Origin of the sequence: Pseudoalteromonas sp. S1609 (assembly GCF_005887255.1) — a bacterium.
In the GTDB taxonomy this organism is placed as follows: Bacteria; Pseudomonadota; Gammaproteobacteria; order Enterobacterales; family Alteromonadaceae; genus Pseudoalteromonas.
Window position 1 is genome coordinate 56,379 of sequence record NZ_PNDJ01000009.1, and the last position, 14,554, is coordinate 70,932.

13 protein-coding genes and 2 tRNA genes are annotated in these 14,554 nt (G+C 39.0%); 11 read left to right on the forward strand and 4 right to left on the reverse strand.

The genetic code is table 11. From position 1 onward, the window contains the following. Positions 1-39 precede the first annotated feature (39 nt). Both CWB76_RS03465 and CWB76_RS03470 read left to right on the forward strand, forming a co-directional pair. Positions 40-765 (forward strand): response regulator transcription factor, encoded by a 726-nt coding sequence (locus CWB76_RS03465; RefSeq protein ID WP_138605474.1) that lies wholly within the window; start codon positions 40-42, stop codon positions 763-765. Between the two features lie 10 nt (positions 766-775). Then, positions 776-2,263: a sensor histidine kinase gene (locus CWB76_RS03470; RefSeq protein WP_138605457.1), complete on the forward strand. Its 1,488-nt coding sequence runs from the start codon at positions 776-778 to the stop codon at positions 2,261-2,263. 41 nt (positions 2,264-2,304) lie between these two features. On the opposite strand, the gene CWB76_RS03475 is transcribed toward CWB76_RS03470, so the two are convergent. Together CWB76_RS03475 and CWB76_RS03480 are read right to left on the reverse strand one after the other, a co-directional pair. Continuing rightward, a complete protein-coding gene (locus tag CWB76_RS03475; protein ID WP_138605459.1) occupies positions 2,305-4,476 on the reverse strand; it encodes a S9 family peptidase in 2,172 nt (723 codons plus the stop codon). Between the two features lie 127 nt (positions 4,477-4,603). After that, positions 4,604-8,068 carry a S8 family serine peptidase gene (locus tag CWB76_RS03480; protein ID WP_138605461.1) on the reverse strand — a complete coding sequence of 1,155 codons (3,465 nt, stop codon included), beginning with the start codon at positions 8,066-8,068 and terminating at the stop codon, positions 4,604-4,606. A 232-nt stretch (positions 8,069-8,300) separates the two neighbouring features. On the opposite strand from CWB76_RS03480, the gene CWB76_RS03485 reads away from it, so the two are divergent. Together CWB76_RS03485 and CWB76_RS03490 are read left to right on the forward strand one after the other, a co-directional pair. Further along, on the forward strand, positions 8,301-8,771 hold the full coding sequence (locus CWB76_RS03485) for a DUF2721 domain-containing protein (protein WP_138605463.1): 471 nt from the start codon (positions 8,301-8,303) through the stop codon (positions 8,769-8,771). Positions 8,772-8,849: 78 nt separating this feature from the next. After that, complete coding sequence (locus CWB76_RS03490) at positions 8,850-9,302, forward strand: c-type cytochrome (protein ID WP_010392576.1); 453 nt, start codon at positions 8,850-8,852, stop codon at positions 9,300-9,302. Between the two features lie 50 nt (positions 9,303-9,352). Here CWB76_RS03490 and CWB76_RS03495 read toward each other — a convergent pair whose 3' ends face one another. Continuing rightward, positions 9,353-10,009 (reverse strand): cytochrome b/b6 domain-containing protein, encoded by a 657-nt coding sequence (locus tag CWB76_RS03495; protein ID WP_138605465.1) that lies wholly within the window; start codon positions 10,007-10,009, stop codon positions 9,353-9,355. Positions 10,010-10,114: 105 nt separating this feature from the next. Between CWB76_RS03495 and CWB76_RS03500 the strand changes: the two genes are divergently transcribed. From CWB76_RS03500 to CWB76_RS03510, 3 genes are all read left to right on the forward strand, one after another. Beyond that, positions 10,115-10,819, forward strand: a complete 705-nt coding sequence (locus tag CWB76_RS03500) for an AzlC family ABC transporter permease (protein WP_138605467.1) — start codon at positions 10,115-10,117, stop codon at positions 10,817-10,819. Continuing rightward, entirely contained in the window at positions 10,816-11,115 is a 300-nt protein-coding gene (locus CWB76_RS03505; protein WP_008108977.1) for an AzlD domain-containing protein, read from the forward strand. Before CWB76_RS03500 ends, CWB76_RS03505 begins: the two co-directional genes overlap by 4 nt. 89 nt (positions 11,116-11,204) lie before the next feature. After that, entirely contained in the window at positions 11,205-11,696 is a 492-nt protein-coding gene (locus CWB76_RS03510) for a glutathione peroxidase (RefSeq protein ID WP_138605469.1), read from the forward strand. Positions 11,697-11,768: 72 nt separating this feature from the next. Here the strand turns inward: CWB76_RS03510 and CWB76_RS03515 are convergent, their stop codons facing one another. After that, positions 11,769-11,954: a PA3496 family putative envelope integrity protein gene (locus tag CWB76_RS03515; RefSeq protein WP_008108975.1), complete on the reverse strand. Its 186-nt coding sequence runs from the start codon at positions 11,952-11,954 to the stop codon at positions 11,769-11,771. Positions 11,955-12,341: 387 nt separating this feature from the next. Between CWB76_RS03515 and CWB76_RS03520 the strand changes: the two genes are divergently transcribed. From CWB76_RS03520 to CWB76_RS03530, 4 genes are all read left to right on the forward strand, one after another. Next, positions 12,342-13,136: a YggN family protein gene (locus CWB76_RS03520; protein ID WP_138605470.1), complete on the forward strand. Its 795-nt coding sequence runs from the start codon at positions 12,342-12,344 to the stop codon at positions 13,134-13,136. Between the two features lie 761 nt (positions 13,137-13,897). Beyond that, a complete protein-coding gene (locus CWB76_RS20025; protein WP_010392563.1) occupies positions 13,898-14,038 on the forward strand; it encodes a hypothetical protein in 141 nt (46 codons plus the stop codon). A gap of 222 nt (positions 14,039-14,260) precedes the next feature. Further along, positions 14,261-14,351 (forward strand) — tRNA-Ser (locus CWB76_RS03525). Positions 14,352-14,405: 54 nt separating this feature from the next. Next, positions 14,406-14,498: transfer RNA gene (locus tag CWB76_RS03530), tRNA-Ser, on the forward strand. Positions 14,499-14,554: the final 56 nt, after the last annotated feature.

Genomic DNA, 14,554 nt, shown 5'->3' on the forward strand with positions numbered 1-14,554 from the left:
GGGAGCACGGAAGCCCCCCCTTTTTTACGAGGATAAATGATGCGCCATGAAAAGTTACTCATAGTTGAAGACGACAGAGAAATTGGTAAATTAATTACCACACAGCTTACATCGCTAAATTTACATGTGGATCATGTTGTAAGTGCTGAACTGGCTTTGAAAAAAATAGCCAAACAATCTTACGGGCTTATTTTACTGGATATAAACCTTCCGCAAATGGATGGATTGAGTTTATGTCGTAAAATAAAAGAACACTATCCAACTATCTCAGTGATTTTACTAACAGCACTAAGTAGCGATATGGACAGAGTTATAGGCCTAGAAATGGGCGCCGACGATTATATTTGTAAACCCTTTTTTGCACGTGAACTACAAGCCAGAGTAAAAACCCAACTGCGACACAGAGCACAATTGCTCGCGAGCCAAAATACTAACCAGAATACGATTAAGGGCGAAACAACGCTTCATGTTGGCTCGCTACACATTGAATTTGACTCTCATCAAGTGTACTTAGCTGAACAGGCAATTAACCTAACCGCCACCGAATTTGATTTGCTTGTGTACTTTGCACGTCACCCAAATCATGTCTTTAGCCGCCAACAACTGCTCGATAAAGTATGGGGGTACCAACACAGTGGCTACGAACATACGGTTAATTCGCATATTAACCGCTTGCGCGCAAAGCTCGAATTACATCAACCAACTCCCATTATAGAAACCGTTTGGGGTGTGGGATACAAACTCAACCCAAACCAACTTAATTAAGATTTTTATTATGAAACTTTCTTTGTACCAAAAATTAGCAGTGTCGTTAGCCGTTATTTTTTGTTTTATTTGTGCGCTAGTTTATAGCTGGAGTAAACAATTAGAACTCAACTCCAAACACCATGGCGAACAAAACTTACATTTAGCACTGGCTGAACATTTAGTACAAGACAATCCATTAATAAAAGAAGGCGTATACGATTACGAAGCCCTTGAAAACCTGTTTCATACTCTAATGCTGTTAGGCCCTGCCTTTGAATTTTACTTTGTAGACCAGCGCGGAAAAATATTGACTTACTCCGCAGAACCCGGAAAAGTAAAGCGCTCACACGTTAATTTAGAGCCGCTAAAAAAGCTGATTGCCCACCCAAACACAACACCTATTTATGGTGATAACCCACGAGACCCACAGCAACAAAAAATATTTTCTGTGGCGCCTGTATTTAACAACAATGCATTACAAGGGTATTTATATATAATTATTGGTGGTGAGGCATACGACACCTCACTCAATAATATAAAAAGTAACGACTCGTTATTAGTGGCTGCTATGTGGCTTGGCTCAACACTCGTTTTTTTATTTATTGCGATGCTTATTTTACTGCGATTTTTCACAAGCCCTATTCAACGTCTTGCAAAAGATGTGAGCAATATTGAGGCTGCTAACTATAGCCTAACCGATACAAAACTAAGTCACTATTCAAATCAAAAAAGCAACGAAGTCCACAGCCTAGGTCGAAGTATTCAAGCGATGATAACGCGTATAAACGAGCAATTTAAAGCACTTGAGCAAGGTGATAAACAACGTAAAGAGCTGCTTACTCACCTCTCCCATGATCTGCGAACACCACTAGCCTCTCTACAAGGTTTTTTAGAAGTGTTAAATCAGTCAGGTGACAAACTAAGTAAACAAGAACAGCAAGAATACTTGCAAGTCTCATTAAATAACTGTGGACAGCTAAAGCAACTTATAGAGCAAATTTTTGAACTTGCTCACTTAGAAAATGGCCAAATAAACATTAATAAAGAAACATTTAACCTAGGAGAGCTAATTTACGATTGTATTGCTAAGTTTAGTATTGTTGCGCAACAAAAAGGCATTAATTTATCGGTTGAGCCAGAAATTTGTGACTTCCCTGTCATCGCCGACATAGCCAAACTTGAGCGCGTTTTAAGTAACTTAATCGATAATGCAATTAGGCATACTCCCCTTGGTGGCAGTATTGAGGTTAGCGTAAGACGAAGTAACCACTATCAATTATTTGTGCAAGTTTCGGATACCGGAGTTGGTATTAAACATGATGAGTTACAAGCTATTTTTGATCCCCACTACCAAGCTAGTAATTCTAATAAAGCGGGCCGTCAACAAGGTGGGTTAGGGCTTGCTATTTGTCGTGGACTATTAAAGCTTATGGACAGTGAAATAAATGTTCAAAGTGAGATAGGCAAAGGCACTATTTTTAGCTTTAATTTGCCACAAAAAAAAGGCGTAACTTAACGTTACGCCTTGGCTCATTACTTAGTTGAATTTGGGTGTGGCTATTTTTTTATACCGGCTAAATCAAGCATAAATGCATAATTTAACGCGGCATCTTCTAAGCGTTTAAAACGACCAGACGCACCGCCATGGCCGGCTTCCATGTCTATTTTAAATAGTAGTTTATTATCATCTGTTTTGTAGTCACGCAGTTTTGCAACCCACTTTGCTGGCTCAAAATATTGAACCTGTGAGTCGTGCAAACCTGTTGTTACTAACATATTAGGGTAGTCTTGTTTACTAACTTGATCGTATGGTGAATACGACAACATATAATCGTAATATTCTTTCTCGTTAGGGTTACCCCACTCACCATACTCGTTAGTTGTAAGCGGAATAGTCTCATCAAGCATAGTAGTAACCACATCAACAAATGGAACCGCAGCCACCATACCTTTATATAGCTCAGGCGCTTGGTTTGCCACTGCGCCCATTAATAAACCACCAGCACTGCCACCTTGGGCAAAAATTTGCTCTTTATCGCCATACCCTTGAGCTACCAATGACTTAGTAACATCTACAAAGTCGTTAAACGTGTTCTTTTTAGTGAGTAATTTACCCGCTTCGTACCACGGGCGCCCTAACATTTGCGAACCACGTACGTGGGCAATTGCAAATACAAAACCACGGTCAAGCAACGTTAATCGTGCAGAAGAAAAACTAGGATCCATTGTTGCACCATACGAACCATAGCCGTATTGCAATAATGGGTTAGTGCCATCTTTTTTAAATAGCTCTTTTCGATACACCAAACTCACCGGTACTTTTACGCCATCGCGTGCTGTAACAAAAATACGCTCAGACGCGTAGTTTTCTGCGTTAAAGTCACCTAATACCGCTTGTTGCTTTAATAATGTTTTTTCGCCAGTGGCCAAATTGACATCATAAGATGAACCCGGTGTCGTCATACTGGTGTAATACACACGTAGCGTATCGCTGTTTAATTCGTTATTACCGTACGCATTAATCGTGTACGCACTGTCGTTAAAGCTTAGTGGTAACTCTTTGCCTGATGTTAAATTACGCGCAATCAGTGTTGATTGACCCATTTCACGTTGTTGATATACCAAGTAGTCATCAAATAACTCAACGTCTTCGAGTTTAATATCCTCGCGAGCAGGGATCACACTTTGCCAATTTGCTTTATCACCGGCTTTATCAATATCAACTTTCATAAGCTGAAAGTTAACCGCATTTAAATTAGTCACAATGTAATAAGTATTACCTAATTTTGAAATGCTGTATTCAAGGTTGGCTTCACGTTCAATTAAACGCTTTGGCTTAGCATTTACATCGTTTGCACTCAGTACTGATAAACCCGATGCATCAGTACTGCTATGCCAAATATAAATTTCTGAGCCGTCTTTGCTCTTGCTCATACCTGTGTAATAGCTCGTATCTTTTTCTTCGTATACAAGCTCATCATCGCTTTGTGATGTACCAAGCGTATGACGATAAACTTGATAACCGAGTAAGGTTTGCGCATCTTTTTTAATGTAATAAACAGTTTTATTGTCGTTCGCCCACACAACATAACCACTAGTGCCTTCAAGCGTGTCTTCTAGTAATTTGCCCGTGTTTAAATCTTTAATTTTTATATTGTAAACACGGCGACTCACCGTATCTTCACCATACGCCATTAAGTTATCATTTGGGCTTACATTTAGGCCACTAACCGCAAAATAGTCATGGCCTTTAGCTAATTCATTTACGTCTAAAATAACTTCTTGATCGGTGCCTGCAAAATCACTACTGCGTAAGTAAGTAGCATACTCATTATCGCCGCGAGTTTGCGACGAATAATAATAGTTACCTTTTTTAACTGGCACTGAATCATCATCTTTTTGAATTCGCCCTTTTAGCTCTTCAAATAACGAAGTTTGTAACGTTTTTGTATGCGCAAGCATTTCATCTGTGTAAGCATTTTCAGCCTCAAGGTAACCAATTACCTCAGGAGCTTTACGCTCATCATCACGCATCCAATAATAATTATCGATACGCGTGTCGCCATGGACTGTCATTTTATACGGTACTTTCTTCGCAATAGGCGGCATGACTGCGATTTTAGCAGCTGCGTTTTCAATTTTTGCTGATTGCTCAACGTCAGGAGCTTTGTTACATCCCCCTAAAATAGCTAAGGAAATAAAAGTAAGAACAAATGGGGTATGTTTCATTGATTGGAATCTCTGTAGTTATTATTTTATTAAATATACCTAATATTTAATAGCACAGAAATTTAGTTTGTGAAGCTATGTAAAAAGGGAGCCGAAGCTCCCTTTTATAAACATTTAAGTTAGTACATTACTTTTGCTTACGACGACGCATAAATGCAAACGGTGCAACTAGTAATGTTAGCCAGGCTAGTGAACCTGAAGAGCTTTTCTTCGCTGGTTCTGGAGTAACAACAGGTGCTACTTGCGCTGTAATGCTAACCGCTACCATTACAGGTTCAGATACATTACCACGAACATCAATAGCAACAACTTCCATTTCTGCAGATGTATCACCTGCTAATAAAGTTGTATCTGCAACCACAATTTGTCCATCTGCATCAACAGCAAGACCAATATTTGTATTTGATTGTACGTAATACTCTGAAATGGCCAAATCTAACTCTGACTCTTCAATAGTAAGCGCACCTACTACGGTTCCATCCGCTGCATCTTCTGAAACACTAAACTCACCACCAACCAGTTTTGGTGCTTCAACGTCTGGTAATTCTAGGTCTTCAGCTGCCATAACTTTAATAAGGTTAGTGCCTGAACCTTGCGATAGTGCAAACGGACCACTTGCAGAAACAACCGCTTTCTCTCCTGGCATAATTGAAGAAACGGCTTCGCCCGTTTCAAGTGAAGTAATCTGTACCTGAGGTTGAACACCAAATACCGTTGAACCTGTTACACTATCAGTTTCAAAGTAAACACCTGTTTGATAGCTAGGGTAGCCCACTGATACCTTAAAGTTCATTGGCTCGCCAATCATTGCTGCATCAATATTCATCAACTCAGAACAGCCAGAGAAGGTAATTGTATCTTCACCTGCCGCATGGTAAAGCGGAGTAGCCCATGCCAACGTATCATTACCCGCACCATCAGTTGTACCAATTAGAGTACGACTACGACCAGGGAATGCAGTCTGACGACCACGATCGTTATAGTTTTGCATATACTGATCTGAGACACCGTTATTATCTGTGTCGATTTCAACTCTGTACCCAGCTTGGAATACATGTGTTAATGGATCTCGCAATTGAATGGAAGAAGTTATAAATACACCTGAATCACATGCTTCTGAATTAAACGCAGAGAAAGTAGTAGACAGGATATTAAACTCAGCCTCTTCAATTGTTTTTTCTGTTCCCACTGCAATTACACTTTCAGCTTGAGGCGTAATTTCTGTTTGACCTGTGTTTTCAATAACTAATGCCATTTCATTATTAACAACTTCAGGTGAGTAACTTAATTCAGTCGCCGCCTTTGGCATTGCATGATAAACAAGGTGTAAATCATGATCGCTATCTGTAGATGCGTCATCGAATACTAACGCACCATCAAATTCGATTGATGTTAATGCTGCACTTCTTGCTGCAATGTCATCTGCACTGAATGGGTTTTCTAATTCCCATACAGGTAATTTAGTTGGGTCAACCGTCATTGTAATATCAAAGTTAATCGCTTGACCTGCAGGAACTGTTACAGACTCAGGGAAATCCCAACTAACTGCGTTAGTATCAATATCACTTTGATAACGCGCTTCTGTGCGAAGATTATAAGTTTTTGCATCTGCAGAGAAGTTCTTAACGGTTACCGTTTTAGTGATAGAGCCTGTTTCTGCAAGGCTCACTAAACCATAAGAAAGCGCAGCTTGTTTAGTATCAAACTTTCCGTCATGCACCCATGCCGCAACTGGTAGATTAACCGCCTTAGTAACGTCAACCAAACCAGCACCTATCATACTAATTGGTGCAAGCTCTGAGTCAGGATTTATATCAAGAGGTTCATTGGTTACATTTAAGTTCGCAGCATTCATTATTGTTGCTTTAATCTCAAACGCATTGCGCTCTGGATGTGCTTCACGGATCATAGCAACCGCACCGGCTGTAATTGGACCTGAGAATGACGTACCCGACACAGGATTAGTCCCCGTTTGAGTACCTGATGCTGCTACATCAATGCTTGTGCCTGGCGCTGTAATTTCTGGTTTTAATAAGCCATCCATCGAAGGACCACGCGATGAGAATGTAGCAACCGCACCCGCTGTTGTTTTCAATTCAATGCTGATATCAAACGTCGCAGGACCGCCAGCAGCTAACTGAGCTTTTAATGCTGCGCCTGCAGCAAAGTTAACCCCTACATTTTTTATTGTAACTGCAGCATCAAAGCCACCCATAGGTGCAGGAGTACCATCATCGTTGTTGTTTGCAATCATTACAAACTCAGCACCTTTAGCTTGCGCATTCAATACTTTCTGAGTAAATGCACATGCGCCACGGTCGATTAATACTGCTTTGCCTGTAAAATCAACATCTGCAGCAAATTCAGTACAACCATCTGCGTTTGTATCAGGATAAACTAGTTCAATATCGGCACCTGAAATTGTAAACGCTTCTTGCGGACCAAAACCTGATGGCTGGATATTACCTTCAACACCTGCAACAGTACCTGTTGCAATACCAATTTCAGTTGTTGGGTGAGTCATAGCACCAACAGATAGTGCATTAGGTGTAGTACTTGGACCACCAATACGGAACGGGTTGTCGCCATCGTTACCTGCAGAAATGACCATATTTACGCCTAACTCAACTGCACGTTGAACTAAGTATTGTGTACCACCACCAGTGTAAGTGTCACCAAACTCACCTCCAAGAGACATGTTCATTACATCAACACGGTCTGAAATATCACCATCACCGTTAGGATCCATTGCCGCTTCTAATGCTGCTGCTTGTGCTGCACTTGGACAACCACCACCACATACAGAATATGCATATAACTCAACATCAGGTGCAATACCGTTTACTGAGTTTGCAGATGATGTACCGTGATTTGTTGGATCACCCGTTGATGGAGAGTTAGCCGCGTCATTTTCAATAGGATCTGCATCATCACGAATAAAATCGTAACCACCTTGCACGATACCTTGAGGCCATGCAACTGACGTTGGATCAGCCTGTGCAGCTAGGTAAGCCTCAACTGTACCTTCACCACCAAACGCCTCATGCGTATAGTCAATACCTGTATCAAGCACTGCAACACGTTGGCCTTTACCACTTGCAATACCATCGGTAATAAGTGGTTTAGCATTGATATATTCAGAGCTCGCAGCAACATGTAATTCTCGATCGAACATTGGTAAAACTTTAGCAACGCGATCATCTTTTGAAATTTGAGCTAACGCTTCTGGGGTTGCTTGAACAATTAAGGTTGGCGCTAAAATTTTAGTTTTACCAATTACTTTTGCATTAAAATCTAAGCTATTTAACTCAACAGTCATCATATCTTGAAGCTGCTCAATCTGCGCCGTTATTTCTCGATTAGAAGATGATTGGTAAGTCCCAGCAGCAACTGCATCGACAGACGTTTTTGCCTTAAGAACGATCATATGTGCAGAAGGTGCTTTTTTATCAGCAGCTATTTCCTTAATTTGCTCTGCGTATTTATTGGTCATTGTAGCGTCAGGCAAAGTCGCAGCATTAGCAATCGTTGCCACAAGTGCACTTGATACAGCTGTCGCGATTGCTGTTCTTTTAATTATATTGTTAGACATTGTTTCCCCTAAGATAGGTTATGTATTATTGTATTTGCTATATTTAATTCTTTGACTATGTAACCGAATATAAAACGCCAACCTTTGTATGAGCAACAGCATTGCTACATTAAAATTACATAAAAAACAGAACACCTTACAAAAATAACGTAAACAACTGATTTAAAACACCAAAAAGAAGCAACCAACTTTGTAAAAAAATGTAAACAAAAATGTAAACACTGAGAAAAAAATGAACAATGATGTAATTAATATTTTAACTATGGCTAAAGTCATTCAAACAGCCGTTGCCCCTGTTTTTTTAATTACGGGTATTGCAGCAACACTTGGGGTGCTATCCAACCGTTTAGCACGTATTACAGACAGGGCCAGACAGTTAGAACGAAAATTAAAAGTTAGTACGGATGAGGAGTTTAACTTATCCTTAACCACAGAATTAAGAGCGCTCCTAAAACGTTCTCGATGTATCCACATAGCCTTCAGCTTAAGTGTCTTAAGCGCATTATTAGTATGTGCCGTGGTTATGCTGTTATTTTTATCGCACATACAGTCGATTAATTTAGGTGTCACTATTGGTAGTTGTTTTGTTGGTGCAATGGCATTGCTAATATGTGCATTTATGTCATTACTTGGCGAGGTTTTTTTGGCAACCCGCAGTATGCGTCGAGGAATGATATTTGCTGATATTGATATAAGCGACTAAAGACATCGCTTTAACTTGAATTAAAGCGTTAGCTAATATACAAATACAATCAAATAACCGTCAAAGGAGTAGAGTAAAGTGAAATTGAAGCAAGTATTTATCGGGGCGTTACTATCTACATGCGCATTTAGCGTGTCTGCAAATTCTGCATTTAAAGAGCCGAGTGATGCGATTGAGTATCGCCAAGCTGCATTCTCTATGATTTCAGTTCAAATAGGCGATATGGGTGCTATGCTTAAGGGTAAAATTCCTTTTGATGCAGAGCAATTTAAGCAGCGTGCAAATAACGCAGCGGCATTGTCTAAAATGCCTTGGGAAGCTTTTTACGCAGGTACTGATAAGGGTGATACATCAGCACTTCCTGCGGTATGGTCTGAAAACGATACTTTTATGAAAAAAGCGACAGCATTTCAACAATATGCTGATGAACTTGCTGTAGCAGCTCAAACCGGTGACAAAGCTGTTATTGGTAAAGCGTTTGGTGCATGGGCTAAAGGCTGTAAAGATTGTCATAAGCAATTCAAAGACTAATATATACGGTGTATTAAGAACAAAAATGGCGCTGTATTAGCGCCACTTTTTTAACTAAGCAAATAACTTAAATGCTCACTTCCCCAGGTACTCATTAATAAAACCAGTAGTACCAAAAATATAACCCATGCAACCCATGGTGACTTTGTCTCTGGCTCTGAGCTTTTTGTTGCTAGTGCTTTATTACCGGTGATCATTGCTTTGACCAAAGGCTTGCCCTGGACTTTGTAAGCAATAATAGCCACAACATGCAAAATAATCGCATAAAATAAAATATCAAAATTAATATGGTGCAACCAATTGGCAAAATCAATCGTATCACTCGATACATACTGCGCTAACGGGCCATCAGTTAAAATACCATCACTGCTCATTAAACCGCTTATTAGCTGCGCTATGATCAGAATAAAAAATAATAACACCATATAACTACCTGGTGCAGAATGGCCCACATCATTTATTTTTTTGCCGCTAAAAGAAGCAAGCGCCGATTTAGGAGAATGCAGTAATGCCGATATTCTTGCCGTTTTACTGCCTATAAGACCCCATATAATCCGTGTTGAAATAAGCGCTAAAGTAAAAAAGCCAACTACAAAATGAAGTTCGATCATGCCTTCTTCTGCACTAAAATAAAGCGCAGCAATACTCAATACTAATAACCAATGAAAGCTTCTTACAAAACCATCCCACACTTTTACCTTAAACATTGCACCTTCCCTAAAAAAAAGTATCATCTAAAACGCTAACTATTTTAGCTTCTCAATATTAAGGTATCCCGATGAGTCTTTCTACCAGTGCGCAGAGTAAAACACATGCAATCAATTAAAAAACCAGTATTAAAAGGCTTTTTAGATATGCTACCACTGTGTTTAGCGGTTATTCCTTGGGGCATTTTATGTGGCTCGTTAGCAATACAAAATGGCTTTACCCCTTTTGAAACTCAAGCCATGTCGCTACTGGTATTTGCAGGCTCGGCGCAGCTGGTTGCAATTGAGCTCATTGCTGGTAATACCCCTCTACTAACCATTCTTTTTACCACGTTTATTATTAGCTCTCGCCATTTTTTATATGGCTTGGCGGTTCGTCACAAAGTGATTGAGCAACCCATGCGTTGGCGCCTTCCTGTCAGCTTTGTGTTAACTGATGAACTGTTTGCCTTTTCGCACCACCCTCGCGCCTATCGTACTAAAACCCGTTTAATTTATGCATTGAGCGCAGGTTTTAGCTTTTACATTGCTTGGAATATTTGGACTCTAATTGGCATTGTAGCCGGTACTATGCTTCCAGATCTCACTAATTTAGGACTCGATTTTGCTATTGCAGCAACTTTTATTGCCTTAGTAATTCCAGGGGTTAAAAACTTAGCTACTCTAGTTACAGTCATTGTTGCAGGGAGCAGTGCCACTTTATTAAAAAGCACAGGCTTTGAATTATGGTTAGTATGCTCTGCGCTTCTAGCAATGAGCGCAGGTTACGCTGTTACCAGATTAGTGCAAAATAAGGGTGCCAAAAAATGATGACCACTATTTTACTAATGGCATGTATTACTTTTTTTACTCGCTATTTATTCTTACACCGCGCCTTGCCATTTAAAGTAGGGCCTAAAATGCAACAGTTTTTGAGCTTTAGTGCACCTGCGGTACTAACGGCGATTTGGGTGCCAATTGTATTTATAAATGACGAAGGTATTAATCTAAACTGGCAAAACCCTTATCTCAGTGCTGCCATAGTCGCTATTGTTGTTGCTTACAAAACGCATAATATTTACTTAACTACCTTGGCCGGTATGGGGCTATTTTTAATTTTAAATTAGCAGCAAGCGCTCTAGAAGTGACTTAGACTTTGTAGATCATCACACAAAGGTTAGACTATGCAAAATAAACAAATAATAAGCGTATTTATATGCACCCATTCCATCAACTAAAGACTACTAGTCTGCAAGGCCAGCCAATCGACTTTAAAGAGTTTGAAGGTAAAGTTGTATTAATAGTGAATACCGCAAGTGAATGTGGATTAACTTATCAATATCAATCATTGCAAGCATTACACGAAAAATATGCAAGCCAAGGTTTGGTCATTATAGGCTTTCCATGTAACCAATTTGGTCAACAAGAGCCCGGCGACGCTGAGCAAATAGCGCAAGGTTGTTTAATAAATTACGGGGTTAGTTTTTTAATCGCAGAAAAAGTGAATGTAAATGGCCAACATACAGATTCAGTTTTTCGTTATTTAAAGTCTGTACTACCGGGGTTTTTAACCCGAAAAATTAAGTGGAACTTCACTAAGTTTTTAGTAGCGGCAGATGGTACGCCTATTAAGCGCTTTGCACCTATTACTAAACCTGAAAAACTAGAAAAAGTAATTGAAAAAGCATTACTCGCAGCTAAGGCTTAACCCCAAAAAACTATAAAGAGGCACAAAGCCTCTTTATTACAAACTGTAACGCTTATTTGTACTAGCGAGAGCTTAATCAATATAATCGTTTAAGTCATCTTCACCTAGATTTTTACGCAAGCGTTTTTGCTCAAGGTAATCCTCTAACTTTCTTTTCACCTTTTGCTTTTTCTTGTCGTGTTGATTACGCCCGACCATTTCGTATTCGTCTTCAACAAAATCGTCATCTAGCGCATCGTAACTAAATGTCTTACCCACAACCCACTCCATAAAGTGTTTGAGACCAATTACGGATTTCTATATCGCGATAATTGGTGAAATTAAAATGTTCAACATAAATTAGCTGTACAAATTTACGTCAAAATAAAGCCACATAGCTATCCTAAATAGTCTCTGTGTCAGTATTGTGAATAAATAGCGTTAAATTTGAATTGTGGAAAGTGAGAGTTTTTTATCGTATCGATAAATTTTATTTATTAGCATTTAATTGTTGGTTATTTTGACCATATTTTAGTATTTTCAATGAGTATACTTTCGACTTTGAAGCATTCAAAAAATCTCAAGTCATTGTTTTAAAATATTAAAAATAATTGGCATCAAACTTGTTATAAGTTAATTATCATCAGCAAAAAGCAGAGAATAAACATGAAAAAATTATTATTAGTTAGCGCAATAATGTGCGCTCCAGTAGCAATGGCTCACAATACTAGCGACTCTTCAATTTCATTTAGTAACGATGAATGTAACGTTGAATTTAAGAACGATGTGCGCATCAAACCTAATGAATTAGAAATTTTTAAAGCCAATAATCAGCGCATGCTATTTACCGCTGAAGGTGAGCTGTCTATCAATGGCGAGCAAGTAGCATTAAATAGTGCACAGCGCCAAGCAATGACCGACTACACAGACAATTTACGCGTACAATTACCTGAAGTGGCCAATATTGCCCTTGAAGGGGTTAAAATTGCAGGTGTCGCATTAGAAGAAGTTGCCAATGCGTTTAATATTGACGGCCTCGATAATATTTCAACCTTAATGGACGATATTCATCAAGAAGTCGAAAGCACCTTTTATCAGCAAGGTACTTTTGTAATGGGTCAACAAAGCTTTACTCAATTTGGTGAAAACTTTGAACAGCAGTTTGAAAAGCAAATAGAAACAGCAGTTGAATCAGCAGTAATGGAATCAATGGGCAGCATTTTAGTGGCATTGGGCTCTGAGTTAATGAGTTCAGGCGGTAACATGCAAGCATTTGAAGAGCGCATGGAAAATATGGGCGCACAAATAGAAGAAAAAGTAGAGCTGCATGCCAAAACACTTGAAAAGCGTGCAAATTCATTATGTGATGACTTTGTTGAAATAGCGCAACAAGAAACGCAACTAACCGCTCAAGTTCCTGCACTTAAGGGCTATGAGTTATTTACTATTAAACAGCATTAATAGAGTAATACCCCACATTAATCTCCCTTTGCGGCATTTGCTTTTAAGCTATGCCGCATTTTGCGTTTTATATCCTACTTAAAACCATTTAACTCAAATAATAGACCGTTGAGCGGATCTACTCTTGCTGTGCAGCATTGTTTTGTGGCTTCATAGTAAAATACAAACCAAAGTATAATCTTCGCTTCGCTCTAGATCACTTAAAATACCGCCCAAGCTGATGATTGTAAGCCCTAATTGCAAATATAATTAAACCCATCTTTTTAGATTTATATCCATGAGATGGTGCGCTCCCCAGTTAGAAGCGCTTTAAAACGCAACTAACTCCAAAGTGCCTAGTAACCTAGGCACTTTTTTTATAATTTAAAAACTTCGCAACACTATTTTTTATCGTTTATTTACTGCTCTTATCTGATAAATAATTAACCGCCTATAAATAACATGTTAAATCTTTGAATAAAGCAAAACTAAGCCCAACCAATACAAAATAATTTAATCTGAATAAATATTCAAAAAACTCTTTTTATAAACAGTTTAAACTCAAAAAAATCGAAAAGACCCCATATAAAAGCGACATAGCAATGAGCCAGGATGAATAATTATACAAAAAATAATAAATCAGTAGTTGAACGATAAATTAATAAACCAGTTTCGGATTAAAAAAACTAATGCTTCACCAGCAATTTTTATCGCTTTATTTTTAACCACCCTGCGTGCAAAATGCACATGTTTTCAACAGACACAACCACGGAGCGAATAAAATGAATCCAATTAATACACTTAACCAAACAGCCACAACTCACGTTGCCGTTAAGCCAACTAATCGCAAAGCAAAAATGCTAGCTAAACTTAATCGTTACGGAAAAAAATTAGCACTTGGCGGTGCAATTCAATACAAATAATCACCCAACCATGATTTTGTATTGTTGCAGCAAACACCCAACCTCTAAATGAAGACTCTTCTTTAGCTCCTCCAGTTTGCTGCCAGCCACCTCATAGCTAAAAATCACCTTAAATCTTCATTATTTATAAAAAAAACCGCATTTACGCTCACTTTTTAAGCAAACGATCTTTTTGCTATTTACACAGACTACTCACCTAAGTATTATCCTGCATCACGATGTGGAGAGATGGCAGAGTGGTCGAATGCACCGGTCTTGAAAACCGGCAGGGGTTTATAGCCCCTCTAGGGTTCAAATCCCTATCTCTCCACCACTTATTTTTATTAATTGGTTTTATCCCGATTAATAACACGCAGAATAATGCGTCGGAGAGGTGTCCGAGTGGCCGAAGGAGCTCCCCTGCTAAGGGAGTATAGAGTTTGTAGCTCTATCGAGGGTTCGAATCCCTCCCTCTCCACCATTACTGAATATAAACCACTTAATTGTGGTTTTTTTGTGCCCAAAAATAAGCTTTGG